Source organism: Sphingobium naphthae, from assembly GCF_043589935.1.
GTDB lineage: Bacteria > Pseudomonadota > Alphaproteobacteria > Sphingomonadales > Sphingomonadaceae > Sphingobium > Sphingobium naphthae_A.
In genome coordinates this window covers 633,521-650,736 of sequence record NZ_CP171454.1, presented here as the reverse complement: position 1 = coordinate 650,736, position 17,216 = coordinate 633,521, and the positions used below count along the sequence as shown (strand labels likewise).

The following is a 17,216-nucleotide window of genomic DNA, read 5'->3' as shown; positions in this document are numbered from 1 at the left end:
CGCCGTTTCTGCTTGTGCGCATGTTCCCGGGTTCAGCCAGCGGCGGGCAAGGTCAGGATGAAGCGCGCGCCTTCGCCGGGCGCGCCGCCGATGTCAATGTCGCCGCCCATCGCTCGCGCGAGCCGGCGGGAGATATAGAGGCCAAGGCCACTGCCCCCGGCGTCGTCGCGGCCCAACCGCTCGAACTTCTCGAAAATGCGCTCGCGATCGGCGACGGCGATGCCAGGCCCCTTGTCGATCACCATGATCCGCGCCTCGCCCCGCGCCTGCTCGGTCACGATCCGCACCATGCTGCCCTCGGGCGAATAGCGGATCGCATTGCCGACCAGATTGACGAGGATCTGCAGCACGCGGCGAAACTCGCCGGTTGCGGGCGCGCGCGCCTCCTCGGCCGGGGGCACGATTAGTATCTGCCGATCGAGCGCCTTGACCCGCAGCAGTCCCGCCGCCCGACGGCCAAGATCGGCCAGGTCGATGTCTTCGGGAATGACGGTGAAGTCGGGCCGGTCGATCGCCTGCAGATCGGCGAGATCGTCGACCAGCGCCATCAAATGCCGTCCGGCCGATGCTATGTCGTTGGCGTAACCGGCATAGTCGGCGCGCAGCGGCCCTTCCATCTGCGCGCTGATCGTATCGGCATTGGCGATGATCCGTCCCAGTGGCTGCCGCAGCGACCGGTCCAGCCGCTTGCCGAACTCGGCGGGATAGAGCGTGACCATGCTGTCCTGCGCCAACGGCGCCAGGACCATATGGTCCATCGGGAAGGCCGAACCCCGATAGCCGATCAACTGCCCGGCCAGATCGAACAGCGGGAAGCCAGACAAGCGGAACAGCCGCCCCGGATCGCTCGCCTGCGCGGCGATCTGGTTACGAAAGGCGCGGCGTTGAGCCAGCGCGCGCAGCAACGGCATGTCGCCGTCATCATCGGCGCGAAGATCGAAATAGGCCGAAAAGCGCGAGCCAGGCGCCGGCGCGCTGGCTGGCAGCATCCCCTGCGGCCCGTTGCCGCCGGCGGCGAGTTCGAACCGCATGTCGACGTCGATCTGCCAAGTCCATCCTTCCGCCAGGGCGGCTAGATCGGCCTCCCGCCGGTGCATTTCGGCAGGGTCCGGGGCAGCGGCGCGCTCATGCCAGTCGATCACGGCCAGCGCGATCCCGCCCGCTTCGGGTCGGGCGCGCACCCACATGTCGATGAGCCCCCGCTCCGCCGCCGCGACAACGGGGCGCGAGATCGGCGCGCCGAGCCGCTGCGTCGATCGTACTACCGCCGCCAGTTGCGGCACGGCCAGCGCAGTGCCCAAATCGCCACCCGCTTCCCGCTGCAGATCGAGCAGCGGCGGATCGGCGCTGAGCAGTCGGCCTTCACCCGATACGGCGGCCCGCAAAATCGTGGGATTGGGGGATGGAGTCATGCCGGGACGCCCACCCGCCAAGACCGGTGGCAGCGGGTCAGCGGCCTGGCTTCTCCAAGCTCTGAAAGAACGAAATGCCCCGGCTTCTGGGCGCGCAGGACAGGCACGACAGACATGCCGCCCGAGACACAAATCATCGGCCGGCAGTCCGCCATCATCGATCCAGCAAGGGACGAAGGGCCGTTCATGCGCTGCAGCATAGCTGCACGTCGTTAAAATGCACTAAACCGTGGGCTTAAAAACGTCAGGCGCGCGGACGCAAAATGACGGCTGCGACCGATGCGATCGTGGCAAGCATCGCCACCCGATACCCCTCGCCCAACAGCCCCAGCGCCCCGGCGATCAACAGCAGGATCAACACGCTGGCCGGGGTCAGCATCATCCAGGGCGCCGCGGCCCCGCTTCTGCGCCAGCGATCCGCCACCATCAGCACGCCCGACAGCAGCGCGAGATCGACAGCGGTCGTCGTGCCGCCCGCCAGCACGATGCCGACCAGCGCTAGACCCGGCGGCACGAAGGCGGTCCACCCCTGTGGCGGACGCCGCAGTGCCAGCTCGTCCAGTCGATCGGCCGACTCGGCTAGAAGCAACGCGAGCAACAGCAGGCAGAAACCGGTCAGGACCCAAGCCAGCTCGATCGGCACCAGAGCGATTGCCGCCAGCGCCATCGCGCCGATCCGTACCTGAAGCGCCGGCACCTGCAGGCGCATCAGCATCGATCCCGCAGATCGCGCGAGCGGAACGAAGAGATACTGTTCGATGCCGCCGCGCGTATCGGCCCGGACTGTCCCTGCCGAAGCCACCGCCTGCGCCACAAGATCGGCCTGCTGCTGGCTTTCCACCAGCGCGGCTCGCCCTTCCAGCAGATCGGCCTCCGGCACGGTAACGCGGCGCGCCCCTTTCTGCACCGCGCTGCGCACCAGCGTGAGCGCAAGATCCCAGTCGCCGATCATGTCCAGCGTGCCGAACAGCAAGCCGGGGGTGATCCGCGCAAGGCCGGCCCAGCGCTGCCCCGCGTCGATGCGCTCCAGCGGGGCGCTGGCGCGGCTGTCGTCGGCCACCAGCAGCGTGTCGCCTTCCGCCGCGCCCAGGCTGTCGACATGCGCCTGGCTGACGATGGCGCCGTCCGCCATCAGCAGCGCATCGACGTCACGCGGCGCATCGCGCACCATCGACACCATGTCGCGCACCAGTGCGACCGCGATGCCGTCCGCACTCAGGCGGTCCACCGCCTGCGACAGTGCCGGCGTAATGACGCTGACCATGATGAAGATGCGGTCGGCACCCGCGCGCGCCGCTTGCCGCGCCTGATATTCGACCAAGGTTTGTCCCGCGAAATGCAGGCAGGCGCGCAAGCCGCCCGACGAATCGGCCGACGCGCGGCTGGCGCTCAAAATTGCGGCAAAACCCATATTGTTACGTATTCGACCCGCTCATGACTGCCGACCTTTTCGCAAGCGCGGCGACCGGACGCAAGCCCGGCGTCAGCTCTGTTCCAGCGTCGCCAAGGTCGCCTGCAGCTGGCGCAGGATACGGGGATCGCCGGGCGCGGATTGGGCCGCTTCATCCGCCAGCGCCATCAGCGACGTCATCCCGAAGCTCGCCGCCAGTCCCTTCAGCCGCCACGCCGCCAGATGCCAGTTGGCGTCGCAGCGAGCACGGCCCAGCAAGTCCACCTGCCGCGCCGCGCTTTCGAGGAAGGCCACGCGCAGATCGGCGATCAGCGCACTGTCATCGCCAACGGCGGCGGCCAATGCCGCATCGAGAGCGCCAGGATCATAGGACATGGAGACCAACGCTATCTGGCTTGCGTTAAGTTTTGGTAACGGGGCATTTGCCTGCGCGGAAAAGCTGTTAAGATGGTGAAATGACAGGGGGCAGCACAATCGTCGAATTCTGGCGCGATGAACCGATCGCGACGGAAACGCAGGCGCAATCCGATGACATCTTGCTGTTGAAGCAAGCGGTTCTCGACATTGACGAGACAGCGGCGGACGATCGCCCCACCGAGTTGTGGGTCAAGCGTCTGGGCATCGCCTTGCTGGTCGTGTCGCTCGGGTGGATCGGTTTTGCGGTCTGGAGCATGGCTGCGTCGGGCGCATGGCGCGGAGGCCCCGGAGCCTGGGCCGACGCCATCGCGACGATCGCCGCGCCGCTCATCCTGCTTGGCCTTCTCTACATGCTGCTGGTGCGCAGCAGCCGCACCGAATCGCGCCGCTATATGGAAACGGCCCGAGCGCTGCGCACCGAGGCTGATCTGCTCGAACTGCGTCTGGGGCGGATCGCGGCTCAACTCGAATCCGCCCGGCAGACGATGCAGGACCAGGCCGAACTGCTCGACAGCTATGGCGCTGCGGCCAGCAGCAATATGGAAGCGTCTGCCGAACTGATTGCGAGCCGCGCGCAGGTGACCGCAGATCGCGCCGAAGCCGCCGAGCGGGCCGGCGCCGCCCTGATCGCGCGGATGGACGCGCTGGTCGCGTCGATTCCGGCACTCGAAGAACGCAGCGCGCGCATGGCCGCGCAGATCATGGACAATGGCCACGCGCTTGGCGAACGCATCGACACGTTGGAAGCACGGTTGCACGCGCTCACTGAGATGTCGGACGAAGCCCGCGCCCGCACGCTGGCCGCGACCAAGAGCCTGACGAGTCAGTTGAGCCAGTTGCAGGAAGCGACCCGCGCCACCACGGACGAGGTGTCCGGCATGGCCGACATCGCCGCCAACCGGATCGAGGCTACCGCCGCCGGCGCGCGCCAGATGATGGATCGCAGTCGATCGGACCTGGAGGCGCAATCCTCCGCCCTCGCGGCCTTGATCGACGCTGCCCAGGCCGGGGTCGCCAGCAGCAGTGAAAGCGTTCGCGCCGCGCTGGTGCGCGATCTCGACAGCGCGCAGGCCGATATGGACAGCCGCCTCGACGGGCTGCTGCACAAGGCGCGGGAGACGGTGGCGAGCATCGATGACAGCCTGACTCGCCGCGCGGGCTCGCTGCAGGCGCTGGTGGCGGCAGCCCAGGCGGGCATCGGCAGCAGCAGCGAGGACGCGCTGGCGACGCTCAGCCGCGACATGGACCAGATCGAAAACGACCTGCGCGCCCGGTTGGGCGCTGCGCTGGACCAGGCGCAGGAGGCGCTGGCGCTGAGCGATGGTCGACTGAGCCGCCAGTCGGAGGCGCTGACAGCGCTGATCACCCGGTCGCGCGAGCATCTGGATGCGATCGGCAGCGACACGGTGGCCGGGCTGACCGATGCGATCGGCGATGTCGAAGGGCGGCTGCATCAGATCAACGACATGGTCGAGGGCCAGCGCACGCTGATCGCCAGCCTGCATGGCGGCCTGCAGGACAGCGTCAGCACGACTGAAGCCCGCTTCGAAGCACTGGAACAAGCGGCGCTCGCGCGCAGTCAGCGGCTGACGCTGGCGCTGGAGCAACTGACGGCCGAAACGCGGCGGATCGACGAGGCGCTGAGCGCCGGGGGCGCCACCGCCGAAAAGCTGATCGGCAGCGCGGAAACATTGCTCGTCGCGCTCGATTCGAGCGTTCGCGAGTTGGACGAGACCTACCCGGCCGCGCTGACCCGCTTCGACGCCCGGCTGGAGCAGAGCCGCGCGCTGCTGGGCAGCGCCGCACCGGAAATGGAGCGGTTGGAAGCCATATCCGAAGCGCTGGTGGGCCGCGCCGAGGAAGCCGAGGCGCTGCTGCGCGGCCAGGGGAGCCGCCTCACCGAATGGCTGGAAAGCACGCAGGGCGGACTGGAGGCCAATCGCGACCTCGTCAATCGGCTGCGCTCCGCACTCGATGCCGCGCATCAGGATGCGAACCGCATCACCGAAGGCGCCGGCCCGCTGCTCGTCACCGCGCTGCTGCGCGTCAAGGACACCGCCGAACAGGCGGCGGAGCGCGCCCGGCAAGCGCTGGGCCGCGCCATTCCCGACGCGGCTCAGCAACTGGCCGAAGCGAGCGAGCAAGCGGTCCAGAGCGTCGTCAGCGACAAGGTCTCCGCCCAGATTGCCCAGATCGCCCATGTCGCCGATGAAGCGGTGAAGGCCGCGCATCAGGCGTCCGAGCGGCTGACGCGCCAGTTGCTGACCATCGCCGACACCAGCGCCAGCATCGACCAGCGGATCGAGGAAGCGCGGCAAGCGACCGAGGATCGCGACCGCGACCATTTCGCGCGGCGATCGGCGCTGCTGATCGAATCACTCAACAGCACGGCGATCGACGTGGCGAAGATCCTGTCGAACGACGTCACCGATTCGGCCTGGTCAGCCTATCTGAAGGGCGATCGCGGCGTCTTCACCCGGCGCGCGGTCAAGCTGCTTGATGCAGGTGAATCGCGGGAAATCGCGCTGCACTATGACAATGACGCAGAATTTCGCGATCATGTGAACCGCTACATCCACGATTTCGAAGCGATGCTGCGCGTCATCCTGTCGGCGCGCGATGGCAATGCGCTGGGCGTGGCGATCCTGTCCTCCGACATGGGCAAGCTCTATGTCGCGCTGGCGCAGGCGATCGAGCGGCTGCGGCAATAGTCGGTCTACTGGCGGAAAAAGACCAGGCTCCGCGACAGCCAGACCAGCAAGCGCTCACCCCGCACTGCCGGGTGGGACATATCGCCCAACAGGGACTTGGCCGGGTTGGTGTCGCACCCACTGACATCATCCCGGCACGGCGCCACCGAGCCTTTTGCATGGCAAGGCTGAGCCTGCACCATGCCCGGCCGAGGTGGCTTCAAGATCCGGCGCGATAGCCGGGCAGCATGTCGACCGTCACCCAGCCTTCGACATAATTGGCATAATAAAGCCCGAACAAGAGCCCGGAGAGAATCGTGGCGCGCAGCACGACCATCATGGGCCGAAAATTGCTGGGCGCGCTGTCCGCCTGCCCCTTCAGCAGCGCCTCACCCGTCTCATCAGGCGTGCGCAGGCCTAAGGGCAGCATGATGAAGGCGCAGATCACCCACATCAGGAAATAAATGGCAAAGACGGCGTACCAATTCATGCCTGTTGATTAGGCGCGAATGACGAGCACGTCCACCAGCGGCTTCTTGCCCGTCCAGCGCGTTGCCGTCCGCCGCACGGCAAGCCGCACGCGTTCCCGCAGCGCCTCTTCCTCCTGCGATCCCTTGGGCACCACGGCGGCAGCCTCCTCGGCCGCTTCCTCCAGAAAGGCCAGCTTGTCCTCTTCCACCGGAACGCCCTGCGTCCGGAGCGCCGGCGCGCCCATCAGCTTGCCCTTGCGATCCAGCGCAATGGCGACGCTGATCTGCCCGTGCAGGCCCAACTTGCGCCGCTCGTTCATCGTCGCGCCATCCGCCGGCAGGATGACGTCCCCGTCCAGGACCAGGCGTCCGGTATCCTCCCGGCCGATAATCTCCGGCGCGCCCGGCGCCAGGCGCAGCAGGTCGCCATTGGACTGAACCGGTGCGTGCCGGATGCCGCTTGCAAAGCCCACTCGCGCCTGCTCCGCCATATGGCGACGCTCGCCATGGACAGGCAGCAGGATTTCGGGGCGGATCCAGCGATACATGGCCTCCAGCTCGGGCCGGCCGGGATGCCCCGACACATGGACCTCGGCCTGGCGATCAGTGACCATCAGAATGCCGGCTTTGGCCAGCGCATTCTGGATCCGGCCGATCGCGATCTCGTTACCGGGTATCTGCTTGGAGGAGAAGACGACCAGGTCGCCTTCCGCCAGCTTGATCGGATGGCTGTCGAACGCGATGCGCGACAGGGCTGCCCGCGCTTCACCCTGGCCGCCGGTGGCGATGATCATCACCTCATTGCGCGGCAGCGCCATCGCATCGTCCCAGTCGACCGTCGGTGGAAAGTCCTTGAGATAGCCCGCCGCCTTGGCCGTGCCGATGATCCGGTCGAGCGAGCGCCCGGCCACGCAGAGCTTGCGCCCGGTCGCAGTGGCCACTTCGCCCAGCGTCTGCAGCCGCGCCGCGTTGGAGGCGAAGGTGGTGACGAGCACGCGCCCCTTGGCTCCCATGATCGTCTGCATCAGCCCTTCGCGCACATCGCCTTCCGACCCGCTCGCCTGCGGATTGAAGACGTTGGTGCTGTCGCACACCAGCGCTAGCACGCCTTCGTCGCCGATCGCCGTCAGTTCCTCGGGCGTAGAGGGCTGGCCCAGCAACGGGCGCTCGTCGAGCTTCCAGTCGCCGGTGTGGAAGATGCGGCCAAAGGGCGTGTCGATCAGCACGGCATTGCCCTCGGGGATCGAATGGGCCAGCGGCACATAGCGAAAGCCGAAGGGGCCGAGCGCGAAGCTGCCTTCATTGTCGATGACGTTGAGCTCGACCTCCTGGGTCAGCCCCTCTTCCTCCAGCTTCAACCGGATCAGCCCGGCAGTGAAGGGCGTCGCATAAAGCGGCACACCCAGATCAGCGGCCAGATAGGGGATCGCGCCGATATGATCCTCATGCCCATGGGTGAGGACGATGCCGAGCAGATCGTCGCGCCGCTCCTCGATGAAGCTCAGGTCAGGCAGGATCAGCTCCACGCCCGGATAGGCCGGATCGGCAAAGGTGAGGCCGAGATCGACCATCACCCACTTGCCCTGGCATCCGTACAGATTCACATTCATGCCGATCTCCCCCGACCCGCCGAGGGCCAGGAAGAGCAGCTCATTTCCAGGTGTCATTCTTTATTCAAACTCCGTTCGTGCAGCAACGCCAGTCCCTGGATCGTCAGGTCGGGCGCGATCGCATCGAAAATATCGCTATTGTCATTGAAGAGGACCGCCAGGCCCCCGGTCGAAATCACTTTGGCGGGTCGGCCGATTTCCGCGCGGATGCGCGCGACCAGTCCCTCCATCATCGCCACATAGCCCCAGAAGACGCCGATATGCATCTGCGCTTCGGTGGTGCGGCCGATCACCGAGCGATTTTCCGGCGGCGCGATCGCGATCTTGGGCAGCTTCGCCGCCGCCGCGACCAGCGCGTCCAGCGACAGGTTGATGCCCGGTGCGATGATGCCGCCCTTGTACGCGCCCTTGTAATCAACGACGTCGAAGGTCGTCGCGGTGCCGAAATCGATGACGATCAAATCTCCGGCATGAAGATGGTGGGCGGCGATGGCGTTTACAACCCGGTCCGCACCGACGGACGCCGGTTCGGCAACGTCCAGCTCGATCCCCCATTCGACCGGTCCCTGCCCCGCGATCAACGCCGTGGTCTTGAAATATTTCTCGGCCAGAACCTGAAGATTGTGGAGCGCGCGCGGCACGACCGTGGCGATGATGACCGCATCGACATCGGCGATGCCAAAACCTTCCAGCATCAGCAGTTGGTTCAGCCATACCGCATATTCGTCCGCGGTCCGGCGCGGGTCGGTCGCGATGCGCCAGCGCGCGCGGATGGTCCCGGCATCGAGCAGCGCGAAAACGACATTGGTGTTGCCCGCGTCGATCGCGAGAAGCATGGCCCGACCCTTTAGTTGAGGATGATGTCGCCCGCGTGAATGGCACGGCTCTCGCCATTCGCCAAGCGGAGGATCAGCATGCCCTGGCGATCGAGCGTGTCGAAAGTCCCGTCCACCTGCTCGCCATCGGGCTGAAGCACGCGCATGGCGGTTCCTTTGGGATGGGCATTAAGCAGCCAGTGGGTCCGGACCGGATCAAGACCCTGCGCGCGCCAGATCGCCAGCCAGTGCGCGAACAGAGCCGCCAGCCGCTCCAGCAGAGCGCCGGCCTCGGCATCGCTGGCGCCCTGGGCCATCAGGCTGGTGACGGGCCGATCCAGTCCTTTGGGATGGTCCGCAACATTGACACCGATCCCGACAACAACGGCGTCACCCACGCGCTCCAGCAAGATGCCCGCGATCTTCGCGCCGTCGATCAATATGTCGTTGGGCCATTTGATCCGCGCGCTGCCTGCGCACAGCGGGGCGACCAGCGCATGGACAGCATTGGCCGCGACCAGCGCCAATGTATGGGCCGGGGGATCCTCGGCCGTCACGCGGACCAGGGTGGAACAATAGAGGTTGCCGACGGGACTTTCCCAGGCCCGGCCCATGCGACCCCGGCCGCCGGTCTGCCGCCCCGCGCGCAGCCAGCTGCCCTCGAGCGCGCCCTGCTCCGCCAACGCCAGCATGTCGGCGTTGGTGGAGCCGGTTTCGGGAACGAAGCGGATCAGCGTCAGAAGAGCGCCGCTGCAGCGGCGGCGCTGACCGCGTCCAGCGCAGGGTTCAGCAGATAGCCAAAGACGATCACCACCGCACAGGCCGTCAGGATGATATTCTCGATCACCCCGCCCTTCGCTTCATAGGCGGCGGCCGGTTCGTCGAAATAGATCGTCTTGATGACCTTCAGATAATAGAAGGCGCCGATCACCGAAGCCGCAATGCCGAAGGCAGCGAGCGCGGTCAGGTTGGCGGCGACCGCGGCATCGAACACCAGGAATTTCGCCCAGAAGCCGAACAGCGGCGGGATGCCGGCCATCGAGAACATGAAGATGGCGAAGGCGGCGGCCAGCCCCTTGCGCGACTGCGACAGGCCGGCCAGGCTGGCGATCGTTTCGACCGGACGACCCTGGCCATCGCGCATCTGCAGGATGCAGGCAAAGGCGCCGACGGTCATGACGACATAGATCGCCATGTAGCTCATCGTCGCGGCGACGCCGGCAGGCGTCCCGGCGGCAAGGCCGATCAGCGCGAAGCCGACATTGTTGATCGACGAATAGGCCATCAGACGCTTGATGTTCGTCTGGCCGACGGCCGCGACCGCGCCCAGGATGATCGAGGCCAGCGCCACGAAGATCACGACCTGCTGCCAGTCGAGGCCAGCCGGTCCCAACGCTTCGATCGCGACACGCACCGACAGGCCCATGGCCGCAACCTTGGGCGCGCTGCCGAAGAAGGTGGTGACCGGGGTCGGCGCGCCTTCATAGACGTCGGGCGTCCACATATGGAACGGCACCGCGCTCATCTTGAAGGCCAGGCCCGCAAGCAGGAACACCATGCCGAACAGCTCGCCGTTCGACACGCCGTCGCCCATCGCGACCGCAATGCCATCGAACGCCGTGGTGCCGGTGAAGCCGTACAGCAGCGCCGCGCCATAGAGCAGGATGCCGCTCGCCAGCGAACCCAGCACGAAATATTTGAGGCCCGCTTCGGACGAGCGCACATCCTGGCGCATGAAGCTCGCCAGCACATAGGCGGCCAGGCTCTGCATTTCGAGGCCGACATAGAGCGTCAGCAGGTCGCCTGCCGACACCATCATGCCCATGCCGATGGCGCTGAACAGGATCAGCACCGGATATTCGGGACGCTCCTTGCCATCGGTCCGGAAATAGCGCGGCGCGAGCAGGATCGCGGCGGCTGCGGCGGCGTAGATCATCGCCTTGGCGAAGGCCGAGAAGGCGTCCGCGCGCACCAGCCCGTCAAAGGCGACAGGGCCATTGGCGAGCGAGGTGGACAGCGCGATGCCGGCCAGCGCCAGCGTCAGCACCGACAGCCAGTTGACGACGCGGCTGATCGCCTCGCCACCCCAGGCTGCGATCAGCATCAGCACCAGGCCGCCCGCGGTCAGGATCAGTTCCGGCAATACCGCCAGAAGGGAAGCGGATTCAATCATCAGTGCGCCTCCCCGTGCGCGGCAGCTTCTTCATGATGGCCCTCGCCCGCAGGCTTGGGCGCACCCATCTTGATCTGGGAATCTCCTGCGGGAGCCGCAGGGGCGAGGCGCGCTTCAAGCGCGCGAATGTCGGACCGCATCGGAGCGAGGAAGCTTTCGGGATAGACGCCCATCCACAGCACCGCCGCCGCGATCGGCGCCAGCAAAGCGATCTCGCGCGCCGACAGGTCGGGCATGGCCGCCGCGTCGGCATTGACCTGCTCGCCATAGGCGATGCGGCGATAGAGGTAGAGCATATAGGCCGCGCCCAGAATGATGCCCGTGGTGCAGACCAGAGCGACCCAGCTCGACGCCTGGTAAATGCCCATCAGCGACAGGAACTCGCCCACGAAGTTGGACGTGCCGGGCAGGCCGACCGAGGCCATGGTGAACAGCAGGAACAGCACCGCATATTTGGGCATGTTGATGCTGAGGCCGCCATAGCGATTGATCTCACGGGTGTGCAGCCGGTCGTAGATCACCCCGACGCACAGGAACAGCGCGCCCGACACCAGGCCGTGGCCAAGCATCACCATCATCGCGCCTTCGATACCCGCCTGGTTGAAGGCGAACAGGCCGACCGTCACGATCGCCATGTGCGCGACCGACGAATAAGCGATCAGCTTCTTCATGTCCGACTGAACCAGCGCGACGAGGCTTGTATAGACGACCGCGACCATCGAGAGGCCCCAGACCAGCCAGGCCAGCTGCGCCGATGCTTCGGGGAACATCGGCAGCGAGAAGCGGATGAAGCCGTAGCCGCCCATCTTGAGCAGCACGCCCGCCAGGATGACCGACCCCGCGGTCGGCGCCTGAACGTGCGCATCGGGCAGCCAGGTGTGGACGGGCCACATCGGCATCTTGACCGCGAAGCTGGCGAAGAAGGCCAGGAACAGCCAGGTCTGGACCTGCGGATCGAAATCATAGGCCATCAGCGCCGGGATTTCGGTCGTGCCCGCTTCATGCACCATCCACATCATCGCGATCAGCATCAGCACCGATCCGAGCAGCGTGTAGAGGAAGAATTTGTAGGAGGCGTAGATGCGGTCGGCGCCGCCCCAGATGCCGATGATCAGATACATCGGAATGAGGCCGGCTTCGAACATCACGTAGAAAAGGTAAAGATCCTGCGCCGCGAAGACGCCGATCATCAGCACCTCCATAAACAGGAAGGCCGCCATATATTCGCCGACGCGCTTGGTGATCGCCTGCCAGCTGGCGCCGATGCAGATCGGCATCAGGAAGACGGTGAGCGCGATCAGCATCAGCGCAATGCCGTCGATGCCCAGCGCCCAGGCGAAGCGACCGAAGATCGGATGATATTCCTGGAACTGCCACTGCAGCCCGCCCTGGTCGAAATTCGCCCAAAGCGCGATGCCCAGCACCAGATCGACCAGCGTGGCGATCAGCGCGATCCAGCGCGCGCCATTGGCGCCCGCGAAGAGACAGGCGATGGCCCCCGCCATCGGCACTGCCATCATCAGGGAAAGGATGGGGAAGCCGTCCATTATCGTGTCATCGCCCAGGTTGCGGCTGCGGCGAGGCCAATCAGCATCACCAGCGCGTAGGTGTAGAGGTAGCCGGACTGGATCCGACGGGTGATCTTGTTGCCCTGCACGACCAGCGCGGCCAGCCCGTTGGGGCCGAAGCGGTCAATGAAGCCGACATCCCCGAACTTCCAGAAGAAGCGGCCCAGGGCGAAAGCAGGCTTGACGAACAGGAAATGGTACAGCTCGTCAAAATACCATTTGTTCAGCAGGAACTGGTAGAGCGCGCCGAAGGTGGCGACGAAGCGCTGCGGCCAGTCGGTGTTCCTGATATAGGCGAGCCACGCGATCAGCAGGCCGATCGCCATCACCGTGAACGGCCCGAACTTGACCCAGGTCGGCACTTCGTGTGCGGCGTGCATGAGATGGCTGTCGAACGCGAGCGCGCCATTCCAGAATTCGATGCCGCCTTCGGCGCCGATGAACTGGTCGTGGAACAGGAAGCCGGCGAAGACGGCGCCCAGGCTCAGCATGATCAGCGGGATGAGCATGACCAGCCCGCTTTCATGCGGATGATAGCCGCCGGTGCCGGTCGGCAGGGCATGAGCATCATGGCCGTGGCGATGCGGTTCATCGCCCGCATCTTCCTGCGCCGGGGCATTGTCATGCTCCGACCCGTGGCCATGCGTTTCATGGTCGTCATGGTCATGCGCATCGTGCCCATGGGCATCATGAAGCGCATGCTGGATATGTTCGGACGCGGCCCAGCGCGGCTTGCCGAAGAAGGTGAGGAACACCAGGCGCCAGCTGTAGAAGCTGGTCAGCAGCGCGGCGAACACGCCGACATAATAGGCGCCGACGCCCGCTCCGCCAGCCGCGAAGGCCGCCTCCAGAATGCCATCCTTCGAATAGAAGCCGGCGAAACCAACGCCCACCAGCGGGATGCCGACGCCGGTGATCGCCAGCGTGCCGAGCGTCATCGTCCAGAAGGTGACGGGGATGCTTTTGCGCAGGCCGCCATAATAGCGCATGTCCTGCTCATGGTGCATCGCATGGATGACCGAGCCCGCGCCCAGGAACAGCAGCGCCTTGAAGAAGGCGTGGGTGAACAGGTGGAACATCGCCGCGCCATAGGCGCCGACGCCCGCGGCGAAGAACATGTAGCCCAGCTGCGAACAGGTCGAATAGGCGATGACGCGCTTGATGTCGGTCTGCACCGTCCCGACGGTCGCAGCGAACAGGCAGGTCGCCGCGCCGATGAAGGTGACGAAGCCCAGCGCCGTGGGCGAGGTTTCGAACATTGGCGACAGGCGGCAAACCATGAAGACGCCGGCGGTGACCATGGTGGCCGCGTGGATCAGCGCCGACACCGGGGTCGGGCCTTCCATCGCGTCCGGCAGCCAGGTGTGGAGGCCAAGCTGCGCCGACTTGCCCATCGCGCCTATGAACAGCAGCAGGCAGAGCACGGTCATCGTGTCGAAGCGATGGCCGAGGAACCCGATGGTCGATCCGGCCATGGCGGGCGCGGCTTCCAGAATTTCCGGGATCGAGATGGTGTTGAACACCAGATAGGTCCCAAAAATCCCCATCATGAAACCGAGGTCGCCCACACGGTTGACGACGAACGCCTTGATCGCGGCCGCATTGGCCGACGGCTTGCGGAACCAGAAGCCGATGAGGAGGTAGGACGCCAGGCCCACGCCTTCCCAACCGAAGAACATCTGCAGCAGGTTGTTCGCCGTCACCAGCATCAGCATCGCGAAGGTGAAGAGCGAGAGATAGGCGAAGAAGCGCGGCTGATCCGGCTCCTCGTCCATATAGCCCCAGCTATAGAGGTGGACGAGGCTGGACACGCTGGTGATCACCACCAGCATCACCGCCGTCATCGTGTCGACGCGCAGCGCCCACTGGGCGTCGAAGCTGCCGCTTTCGATCCAGGTGAAGAGCGGCTGGACATAGGGTTCGCCGCTGCCGGTCAGGAAGCTGATGAAGATCGGCCAGCTCATGGCGCAGCTGGCGAACAGCGCGCCGGTAGTGACGATCTTGGCGGGCAGCTTGCCCAGGGCCTTGTTACCAAGGCCGGCAATGGCAGCCGCCAGCAGCGGGAGAAGGACGATAAGCTGGATCATGAAACGGCTCAGCCCTTCATCTGGTTGATGTCATCGACGGCGATGGTGCCGCGACCGCGGAAATAGATGACGAGGATGGCAAGGCCGATGGCCGCCTCACCCGCCGCGACGGTCAGCACGAACATGCTGAACACCTGCCCCACCAGATCACCCAGGAAGGCGCTGAAGGCGACGAGGTTGATGTTGACGCTGAGCAGGATCAGCTCGATCGCCATCAGGATGATGATGACATTCTTGCGGTTGATGAAGATGCCCAGCACCCCCATCACGAACAGGATCGCGCTGACCACCATATAATGTTGCAAGCCGATCACAGCTCCACCCCCTGCCCCACGGGCTGATTGATGTTACGCGTCGCATCCTGCGGACGGCGCTGGTTCTGGCGCGCGATATTCTGGGGCCGCACGCCGCCACGGGCCCGATGGGTCAGGACGATCGCGCCGATCATCGCGACCAGCAGGACGATGCCCGCCGCTTCGAACAGGAATATGTAGCGCGTGTAGAGCAAGCCACCGATCGCCTGGATGTTGCTGAGTTCCGGATTTACCGGGCCGGCGCGCTGCGCCAGTTCGATGGGGCCAGCGCTCCAGAGGCCGATGCCCAGGACGATCTCCGCCAGCAGCACCAGCGCGATGAGCAGGCCGAAGGGCAGATAGCTGACGAAGCCCGCGCGCAGTTCGGCGAAGTCGATGTCGAGCATCATGACCACGAACAGGAACAGCACCGCGACCGCGCCGACATAAACGATGACCAGCAGCATCGCGATGAATTCGGCGCCCAGCAGGATCATGAGACCGGCGGCATTGAAGAAGGCCAGGATCAGCCACAGGACCGAATGGACCGGGTTGCGCGACAGGATCGTCAGCGCGCCGCTGCACACCACCAAGGTGGCGAACAGATAAAAGGCAAGCACGTGAATCACAGGATCATATTCCCCTTGGCGCGCGCGGCTTAACGATAGGGTGCATCGGCGGCAAGGTTCGCGGCGATCGCGCGCTCCCATTTGTCGCCATTTTCAAGAAGCTTGGCCTTGTCGTAGATCAGCTCCTCGCGGGTTTCGGTCGCGAATTCGAAATTCGGGCCTTCCACAACCGCGTCCACCGGGCAGGCTTCCTGGCAGAAGCCGCAATAAATGCACTTGGTCATGTCGATGTCGTAGCGCGTGGTGCGGCGGCTGCCGTCCTCGCGCGGCTGCGCCTCGATGGTGATCGCCTGCGCCGGGCAGACCGCTTCGCACAGCTTGCACGCGATGCAGCGTTCTTCGCCATTGGGATAGCGGCGCAGCGCATGTTCGCCTCGGAAGCGCGGCGAGATTGGGTTTTTCTCATAGGGATAGTTGATCGTCGCCTTGGGCTTGAAAAAATATTTCAAGGTCAGGGCATGCGCCTTCACAAACTCCCAGAGGGTGAACGACTTGACGTAATAACCGAGGCTCATTGTGCGCCTCCATAGCGCGTCAGCATGAGGAAGCCCGACACCAGGAACACGAACAGCAGCGAGGTCGGCAGGAAGATCTTCCAGCCCAGCCGCATCAGCTGGTCATAACGGTAGCGAGGCACCGTCGCCTTCACCCAGGAGAAGACGAAGAAGAAGAACAGGATCTTGGCGAACAGCCAGAGGATGCCGGGCACATAGTAAAGCGGCGCCCAGTCGAACGGCGGCAGATAGCCACCCCAGAAAAGCACGGCGTTGAGCGCGCACATCAGGATGACGTTGGCATATTCGCCCAGCCAGAAGAGGGCGAAGGCCATGGACGAATATTCGGTCTGATAGCCCGCGACCAGTTCGCTTTCCGCTTCAGTGAGGTCGAAGGGCGCGCGCGCCGTTTCCGCCATCGCCGAAATCAGGAACATGATCGCCATCGGGAAGAGCAGCGGATTGAAGCCGTTGCCGTTCAGGAAGCCATAATAGCCCTTCTGGCTTTCCACGATCGCAGTCAGGTTGAAGCTGCCGGCCCACAGCACGACGCAGATCAGGATGAAGCCGATCGAGACTTCATAGCTGATCATCTGCGCGCTGGCGCGGATCGCGGAATAGAACGGATATTTGGAGTTGGACGCCCAGCCCGACAGCACCACGCCGTAGACGCCCAGCGAGGAGATGGCGAGGATGTAGAGCAGGCCGACATTGATGTCCGCCAGCACCACGCCCACCTGGAACGGCACCACCGCCCAGGCCATCAGCGCCACGGTGAAGGTGATGATCGGCGCGATCAGGAACAGCGCCTTGTTCGACGCCGAAGGGACGATGGTTTCCTGAAGAAAGACCTTCAGGCCGTCCGCGAAGGATTGAAGCAGGCCGAAGGGCCCGACGACATTGGGGCCGCGGCGCAGCGCCATCGCTGCCCAGATCTTGCGGTCGGCATAAATGATCATCGCCACCGCCAGCATGACCGGCAGCGCGATCAGCAGGATGCCGATGATGGTGGCAAGGAACCAGGCGCCTTCGAATGGCAGGCCCAGATTTTGGAAAAAGGCGGTCATGTCAGAACAATCCCCCCTTCCCGTTCGCTTCGAGCAGCTTCGAGCGAAGTCGAGAAGCGTCTGTCGAGAAGTCGGCGAAC

Annotated in this window: 15 protein-coding genes; 1 reads left to right on the top strand and 14 read right to left on the bottom strand. The window is 65.0% G+C overall.

The window, feature by feature from the left end; genetic code table 11:
- Window positions 1–32: 32 nt before the first annotated feature.
- From ACGGKE_RS03255 to ACGGKE_RS03245, 3 genes are all read right to left on the bottom strand, one after another.
- Window positions 33–1,412, bottom strand: a complete 1,380-nt coding sequence (locus ACGGKE_RS03255; protein WP_394439978.1) for a sensor histidine kinase — start codon at window positions 1,410–1,412, stop codon at window positions 33–35.
- A 244-nt stretch (window positions 1,413–1,656) separates the two neighbouring features.
- On the bottom strand, window positions 1,657–2,823 hold the full coding sequence (locus ACGGKE_RS03250; protein WP_394439976.1) for a hypothetical protein: 1,167 nt from the start codon (window positions 2,821–2,823) through the stop codon (window positions 1,657–1,659).
- 72 nt (window positions 2,824–2,895) lie between these two features.
- On the bottom strand, window positions 2,896–3,198 hold the full coding sequence (locus ACGGKE_RS03245) for an Hpt domain-containing protein (protein WP_228166534.1): 303 nt from the start codon (window positions 3,196–3,198) through the stop codon (window positions 2,896–2,898).
- Between the two features lie 80 nt (window positions 3,199–3,278).
- Here ACGGKE_RS03245 and ACGGKE_RS03240 point away from each other — a divergent pair, with 80 nt between their 5' ends.
- On the top strand, window positions 3,279–5,951 hold the full coding sequence (locus ACGGKE_RS03240; RefSeq protein ID WP_394439974.1) for a hypothetical protein: 2,673 nt from the start codon (window positions 3,279–3,281) through the stop codon (window positions 5,949–5,951).
- Between the two features lie 199 nt (window positions 5,952–6,150).
- Here the strand turns inward: ACGGKE_RS03240 and ACGGKE_RS03235 are convergent, their stop codons facing one another.
- From ACGGKE_RS03235 to nuoH, 11 genes are read right to left on the bottom strand one after another with little or no spacing between them, the layout of a single operon-like run.
- A complete protein-coding gene (locus ACGGKE_RS03235) occupies window positions 6,151–6,420 on the bottom strand; it encodes a DUF1467 family protein (RefSeq protein ID WP_394439972.1) in 270 nt (89 codons plus the stop codon).
- Window positions 6,421–6,429: 9 nt separating this feature from the next.
- Window positions 6,430–8,067 carry a ribonuclease J gene (locus tag ACGGKE_RS03230; protein ID WP_394439970.1) on the bottom strand — a complete coding sequence of 546 codons (1,638 nt, stop codon included), beginning with the start codon at window positions 8,065–8,067 and terminating at the stop codon, window positions 6,430–6,432.
- Window positions 8,064–8,846: a type III pantothenate kinase gene (locus ACGGKE_RS03225; RefSeq protein ID WP_394439968.1), complete on the bottom strand. Its 783-nt coding sequence runs from the start codon at window positions 8,844–8,846 to the stop codon at window positions 8,064–8,066. Before ACGGKE_RS03225 ends, ACGGKE_RS03230 begins: the two co-directional genes overlap by 4 nt.
- A gap of 11 nt (window positions 8,847–8,857) precedes the next feature.
- Window positions 8,858–9,559 (bottom strand): biotin--[acetyl-CoA-carboxylase] ligase, encoded by a 702-nt coding sequence (locus tag ACGGKE_RS03220; protein WP_394441714.1) that lies wholly within the window; start codon window positions 9,557–9,559, stop codon window positions 8,858–8,860.
- A 2-nt stretch (window positions 9,560–9,561) separates the two neighbouring features.
- A complete protein-coding gene (gene nuoN, locus ACGGKE_RS03215; protein WP_394439966.1) occupies window positions 9,562–10,998 on the bottom strand; it encodes an NADH-quinone oxidoreductase subunit NuoN in 1,437 nt (478 codons plus the stop codon).
- Window positions 10,998–12,545 (bottom strand): NADH-quinone oxidoreductase subunit M, encoded by a 1,548-nt coding sequence (locus ACGGKE_RS03210; protein WP_394439964.1) that lies wholly within the window; start codon window positions 12,543–12,545, stop codon window positions 10,998–11,000. Before ACGGKE_RS03210 ends, nuoN begins: the two co-directional genes overlap by 1 nt.
- Window positions 12,545–14,653 carry an NADH-quinone oxidoreductase subunit L gene (gene nuoL / locus ACGGKE_RS03205; protein ID WP_394439962.1) on the bottom strand — a complete coding sequence of 703 codons (2,109 nt, stop codon included), beginning with the start codon at window positions 14,651–14,653 and terminating at the stop codon, window positions 12,545–12,547. Before nuoL ends, ACGGKE_RS03210 begins: the two co-directional genes overlap by 1 nt.
- 8 nt (window positions 14,654–14,661) lie before the next feature.
- Window positions 14,662–14,967 (bottom strand): NADH-quinone oxidoreductase subunit NuoK, encoded by a 306-nt coding sequence (gene nuoK / locus ACGGKE_RS03200; protein ID WP_066697213.1) that lies wholly within the window; start codon window positions 14,965–14,967, stop codon window positions 14,662–14,664.
- Complete coding sequence (locus ACGGKE_RS03195) at window positions 14,964–15,575, bottom strand: NADH-quinone oxidoreductase subunit J (protein ID WP_394439960.1); 612 nt, start codon at window positions 15,573–15,575, stop codon at window positions 14,964–14,966. The genes nuoK and ACGGKE_RS03195 overlap by 4 nt, the downstream gene beginning before the upstream one ends.
- Before the next feature lie 29 nt (window positions 15,576–15,604).
- On the bottom strand, window positions 15,605–16,090 hold the full coding sequence (gene nuoI / locus ACGGKE_RS03190) for an NADH-quinone oxidoreductase subunit NuoI (RefSeq protein WP_037473973.1): 486 nt from the start codon (window positions 16,088–16,090) through the stop codon (window positions 15,605–15,607).
- Window positions 16,087–17,136, bottom strand: a complete 1,050-nt coding sequence (nuoH, locus tag ACGGKE_RS03185) for an NADH-quinone oxidoreductase subunit NuoH (RefSeq protein WP_394439957.1) — start codon at window positions 17,134–17,136, stop codon at window positions 16,087–16,089. The genes nuoI and nuoH overlap by 4 nt, the downstream gene beginning before the upstream one ends.
- Between the last annotated feature and the right edge of the window lie 80 nt (window positions 17,137–17,216).